Source organism: Enterococcus sp., assembly GCF_022711995.1.
Classification (GTDB): Bacteria; Bacillota; Bacilli; order Lactobacillales; family Enterococcaceae; genus Enterococcus_D.
The window spans coordinates 1-5962 of sequence record NZ_JALAHI010000002.1; the positions used below are offsets into that span (position 1 = coordinate 1).

Below are 5962 nucleotides of genomic sequence, written 5' to 3' on the forward strand. Positions count from 1 at the left end.
ATTTGATAGATTCTCCTAACGGGGTTTGTTTATCATCTAGACTGTTTTAAATGTGGTAAGGATTGTTAACACAAAAAGAAATGCACTTAAAAGTCAACAAAGAGCTTTTAAGTGCATTCTTGCGATAGTAAAATATTATTTTTTCAAAATAGAATTACAAACTCCTCTGAACTGCGTCAGACATATTTTGAATAATTCGAATTATTTTGTTTTGCTGATAATTTTAGCCACAATTATCATAGTGAAAAAGTTTGCGGTTACTTCGTCCTATTTTCTTAATCCTCAAGTTGTAAACCATTAGAAGCAATTACCTTTTTATACCAATAGAATGATTTTTTTCTTGTACGACTTAAGTCACCTGAACCATCATTTTCTTTATTTACATGAATGAAACCGTAGCGTTTTTTCATCTCTCCCGTGCTGGATGAAATAAGATCAATACAGCCCCACATCGTGTAACCAGTTAATTCCACACCGTCTTCGATAGCTTCCTTCATTGCTATAATGTGTTTTCTGAGATAGTCAATCCGATAATCATCAATGACTTCTCCCGATTGGTTAACAATATCTTCGGCTCCAAGACCGTTTTCCACAATCATAATAGGAATATGATAACGATCGTAGACTTTATTAAGCGTATACCGTAATCCAACAGGATCTATCTGCCAGCCCCATTCGCTCGCTTGTAGATACGGATTCTTATTGCCATTCATTAAGTTTCCAGCAGTGAGCTCCTTTCCTTCAGAAACTGTTGTACAGTAACTAGAATAGTAAGAGAAGGAATAAAAATCAACTTTACCTTCTTTCAAAATTTGCTTATCTTCAGCTTGAAATTCAAGGTCTATCTTTTTACGTTCAAACATTTTCTTTGCAAAATAAGGATATTCTCCTTTAACTTGAACATCGCCGCAGAAATGGTTCAAATGATTTTCCCACTTTTGTACTTGTAAAACATCTTCTGGGTTTGGTGTTAAGGGATAGATGGTCATGTGCGCAATCATACAGCCGATATTAAATTCAGGATTGATTTTATGCCCTTCAATAACTGCTTTTGCACTCGCGATAAAAACATGATGCAGTGCCTGATATCTCTCTTGTTCATTATCACTAGGGTTGAACAGGTCCTTAGTCTTATCGCTCATCATCCCTAATACGTTTAACGATCCAAATGGCATAGTTGCAAAGTTGATTTCATTAAAAGTAAGCCAATACTTAACCTTATTTTTATAGCGGTTCATTACTGTAGAAGCATAATGAACAAAGAAATCAATTACTTTACGATTAGAAAACCCATTGTATTTTTCAACTAAATGATAAGGGATCTCAAAATGACTCAAAGTAACTAAAGGCTGAATATTATATTTTAAACATTCATCAAAAACGTCATCATAAAAAGCTAACCCTGCTTCATTTGGTTCTGTTTCATCCCCATTTGGAAAAATTCGACTCCAAGCAATAGAAAGTCGAAACACTTTAAATCCCATTTCAGCAAACATTGCTATATCTTCTTTGTAATGATGGTAAAAATCTATCCCCTCATGATTTGGATAATAGGCATCACTATCAATTATACGATCAAAGATTCGCGTTCTTTTTTTATCATCGCTACGCATATGATCACATATACTAGCTCCTTTTCCGTCTTCCTGCCAAGCACCCTCACACTGATTTGCTGCCGTTGCTCCACCCCATAAAAAATCCTTTGGAAACATCCTAATTCACTTCTTTCCTTTTATATCGCTTGGTTCGCTCATCGTTAATTATTCCGTGATAAGTTAATCCAAATCCAAAATCATACTTGTTGTTTTCACTATCTGTATAACAATCCATGTCTAGTCCAACATCTTCAAACTGTTTCTCAACTTCAGACATATCTTTTGGCATCTGGAATGGTAATAGTCCTTTTGGCTCTGTCTGACCACTAATTATTCTCAAAAATGCTTTTGGCTCTACTTGGAAATGTAGTAATATACTGTCTACTTCACTTTCAAATTCCTTAACTACAAATGGATTTTTTGTATTTGCAACCACAATCACTGGCTTACCATTCATCTGTCTGACCGTTTCTTTTACTATTTCTAAATCAGCCTCATTACTAGGCTTAGATGATTTATTTCTATACGATCTGTTTGGTATCTGATCATGGGGATCTTGAGCAATGCTCTCATTCCTTGAATTTTTTGCAACATATTTTTCATATTGCAAACTAATAGGTTCGTAACCATTTTCACTATAACCGCCAATAGAGTTTGGAGAATCAATACAAATAATCGAAAAATCTGCATCATCCGGATTGTTTACTACCTGATAGAATCCTTGGATTTCATCAGAACTAATCGGTTTTTCAAAATGTGCTGGTACTTTTTGTCCAAACCAATTTGTTGTCTCAGCAATACGACGATTAGGCAGATAGACTTTCTTCCCTTTTTTAATAGGTAAAACGTCGTTTTTGTTTTTTAATAAAACAACCGATTGCTGCTGGATTTGAAATCCTTTTTCAACAAAAGCTTGATTTGCCACTACTTTTTTTGCTTTATCCGGATTTGTATAAGGATTGTCGAATAAACCACATTGAAAAATATTTTTTAACAAACGTTTCGCACTTGCTTGGAAGCGCTGGCGCATTTCGACTTCACCAAATAGCGTGCACCCTTTTTCAAATGCTTTCATGATTGGATCAATTTGATTGTTCCCACCAAATTGATCAACACCAGCTATCAGTGCTTGAAAATGTCGTTCTTCAACAGATTCTTTTTCCAATCCCCAGCACTTTCCACCAGAGAAACCACCAAATGTCTTAACATCACTGGTTATTCCCCAGTCTGTACATACTACCCCATCATAATCATAGGTTTCCCTCAATAAATCAGTAATTAAATAGCGATTAAAGCTATTTCCTACATTTTGATTGCTCTGATTGTATGAAATCGTATAATAAGGCATTACGGCAGCGGCTTTTTTCGTTCCTTTTTGTAATTTAAATGCTCCTTCAGAAAAAGGTTTTATATGCTCTTTAAAATTATCCCCTGGATAGACAGCAAATTTTCCATGAGCATAATGCGCATCACGACCGGACTCGCCAGTTCCCCCACCCGGCCAGTGTTTAACCATTGCATTTACTGAATCTTCTCCCCATCCCGAATCATTTGTAGTTTGAAGGCCATCACAAAAAGCTTGCGCCATATCTGTCGCTAATTGTGTGTCCTCACTAAATGAACCAGAGAAACGCATCCATCGAGGATCAGTCGCCAAGTCAATTTGAGGTGAAAGTGAGGTTGTTATTCCCATTGCCCGATACTCTTTTGCCACTATTTTTCCATATTCATAAGCAATTCTAGGATCAAAGGTTGCCGCTATTCCAACTGGTTCAGGCCAGTTGGAAACATTGTTACTAGCTCCAGCGTTAAACTCAGATTTTCCACTAACCCCATGTCTGGGATCTGAACTAATATTAGCGGGGATTCCCTTTCCTAAACTTTCACAATAAGCTTGGATTTGATTATTCCATCGAGCAGCAGTTTCACCATCATCAACAATTGTCAGCAGTAGATGACGGATTTTGTTCTCGTTGATCATTTTCTTCTGCTCATCAGTAATCTGCCAGATGTGCGCTCGAGAATCTGTGTAACTTTTTCCGTTGTATGTTCCTCTAAATTTTTGAGAAAAAACATCATCTCCACTGGAAACCGCCAAGTGAGGACTATACAACATAAGGCCAGCAATTTCCTCAATAGTGAGTTTTTTAACTAAATCGTTGATTCGATCCTCTTCATCAAGACGCCAATCTTCGTAAGGATCAATCAGACCGTTTTTATTTAAATCTTTAAACGCATAGCCATCATCAAATAATAAGTTGACCCCGCTGTTCTTTGCATAACTTATCGTTACGCCGGACTTATTTTCTACTAGGTAATAGTCATCAAATTCGATAATTCTATATTTCATCTTTCCTGTGACTCCTCTCTTTTTTTCCATTACATAAATAACGTAAGTAATTGATTTCCAGGTAAAACTGTTGCTTCTTCAGTAGTTGTAATATCTTTGTAGTCTTCTGAATTTGTAATTACTACTGGCGTTTCAATCGCATATCCGGCTTTTTGAATCTCTTGAATGTCAAATGTTATCAAGAGATCCCCTACTTTTACCTTCTGACCTACTTCGACATGACTTTCAAAGAACTTTCCATCAAGTTTCACAGTATCCATTCCCAAATGGATAAGTATCTCACTGCCTTTTTCCGAAATAATACCAAGTGCATGCTTCGTAGGGAATACTGAAAGTATTGTCCCATCACATGGTGAATACACCTTTCCTTCCTTAGGCATGATCCCTACACCTTTACCGATAATTCCTTCTGAAAAAGCTACGTCAGAAATTTCTTTTAAAGGAATGATTCTTCCTTTGATTGGACTCATTATCACTTCTTGTTCCAATAGAGTTTTATCCATTTTTGGATCATCATTTAACGATAAATTAGGATTGGCTTTACTATTGTCACTTACTGTTTCGTCTTTAAATACAATTATTGTTAACACAAAAGAAACGAGCATTGCTACAACTATAACCAGTAACGCACCTAAAAAATTATTCAAATTCCCGGCATTTGGTTCTAAATAACCAGGTAATCCAAAAATACCCATTCCTGCCATTGTAAATACTTTAAGATTCAACGCTCCTGCAATACCACCGCCGATTGCTGCTCCAATACATGAAATAATAAACATTTTGATTCTAGGTAAGGTCACTCCGTAAATCGCAGGCTCTGTCACACCAAAAATTCCTGAAATCCAAGCTGGAAGAGCGATATTCTTTAGAGTTTTATCTTTTGTCTTTAACCAAATTGCCAAAACAACCGCTGTTTGCGCAAATGTTACAGATGTTGCTAATCCCATAAATGAATCAGGTACTCCTGACAATAAGTTCATAATAGAAGGAATCATGATAACCATATGCACACCAAAGATGACACATACTTGCCAAAAAGCGCCAATAAAAATCCCAGCCAAAATTGGGCTAAATGAGATAAGTGTGTTTATGATCGTTGCGACACCAGCACCAACCAAATTTGCAATAGGTCCTATAACAAGAAAACCTAGCGGAACTAAAATCAACATGATAATCATTGGTACAACAAACGTCTTAACTACAGCCGGAATGACTTTATTTAAAAATCGTTCCATAGGAGCCGCAAGTGCGACGATCAATATTACAGGAAGCACAGAAGATGTATAGGTAGCATTCACGTCTGTACCAAAGAATGTCAAGTCTACGCCGTTTATTGATGGATAACAGAGAATTGCACCAATAACCATTCCTAAAAAAGGATTTGCTTTCAATTTCTGGGCAGTATTATACCCTAGGAAAACTGGTAAGAAATAAAATATTGCATCACCGATCGCTGCTACTAATTCATAATAGGAAGATTCCATGCTATATAAGCCCATTAAATTAAAAATAACATTTAATCCTTTAATAATTCCTGAAGCTGCTAGAATTGCCATTGAAGGTAACATGATTCCTGAAATCAAGTCAAAAGCTCTGTCCTTCAAGCCCACTTGCTTCTGAGACACTTCTGGTTCATTGCCCTTTATTTCTGCTTGTTTATTGATTTCTTTATACACATCTGGCACATGATTTCCAATAACAACTTGGTATTGTCCGGATGACTTTAAAACTGTCACTATTCCATCATTATTTTTTAAGGAATCATCATCTGCTTTTGTTTCATCATACAACTGAAACCTTAAGCGAGTGACGCAATGGGTCAATGATTGAATATTTTCCCTGCCTCCAACATTTTCAATGATAAAATCTGCTAATTCCTTATAACTTTTCATAACATTCTCTCCTCAAATCAATTTTTTTAATATACTAAATACTCATCTAAGTTTAAGTACACGATTCAAATTAATTCCCATTTACTACGTTTTATTAATGATAAACCAAACGATCTATATGGATC

General features: G+C 36.0%; 3 protein-coding genes. All 3 read right to left on the minus strand.

The window, feature by feature from the left end:
* Nucleotides 1-275 precede the first annotated feature (275 nt).
* The 3 genes from Q0A12_RS00050 to Q0A12_RS00060 are packed head-to-tail and all read right to left on the minus strand — an operon-like array spanning nucleotide 276 to nucleotide 5837.
* On the minus strand, nucleotides 276-1712 hold the full coding sequence (locus tag Q0A12_RS00050; protein ID WP_291290685.1) for a glycoside hydrolase family 1 protein: 1437 nt from the start codon (nucleotides 1710-1712) through the stop codon (nucleotides 276-278).
* A gap of 1 nt (nucleotide 1713) precedes the next feature.
* Nucleotides 1714-3945 (minus strand): glycoside hydrolase family 3 N-terminal domain-containing protein, encoded by a 2232-nt coding sequence (locus Q0A12_RS00055; protein WP_291290686.1) that lies wholly within the window; start codon nucleotides 3943-3945, stop codon nucleotides 1714-1716.
* A gap of 29 nt (nucleotides 3946-3974) precedes the next feature.
* Nucleotides 3975-5837 (minus strand): beta-glucoside-specific PTS transporter subunit IIABC, encoded by a 1863-nt coding sequence (locus tag Q0A12_RS00060; protein ID WP_291290687.1) that lies wholly within the window; start codon nucleotides 5835-5837, stop codon nucleotides 3975-3977.
* Nucleotides 5838-5962: the final 125 nt, after the last annotated feature.